Source organism: Monashia sp. HAY1-5C (assembly GCF_056755255.1).
The window spans coordinates 1-261 of sequence record NZ_JBPGXG010000448.1 but is presented as its reverse complement, the minus strand read 5'-3'; the positions used below and the strand labels follow the sequence as shown (position 1 = coordinate 261).

Genomic DNA, 261 nt, shown 5'->3' with positions numbered 1-261 from the left:
GGCGGGTTCCGTTCTGGAATTACAGCCGGGTGCTTTGAGAGAAATGCACTGGCATCCAAATGCTGATGAATGGCAGTATTTCATTTCCGGGCAGGCAGAGATGTCGGTTTTCTTAGCCGAAGGAACGATTGTTACGGAACAGTTTAATGCAGGAGATGTCGGCTACGTTCCGATGGGCGCCAGACATTACATTAAAAATACAGGAGATACAGTTTGTAAAGTATTGATCGGATTTAACAACGGTGTTTATGAGTCTATTGA

The 261-nt window shown here is 44.8% G+C and carries 1 protein-coding gene; it reads left to right on the top strand.

What is annotated here, in order from left to right; genetic code table 11:
- The coding region (locus ACR9ZK_RS22395) for a cupin domain-containing protein (protein ID WP_481344132.1) at window positions 1-261 on the top strand (261 nt) is incomplete at both ends.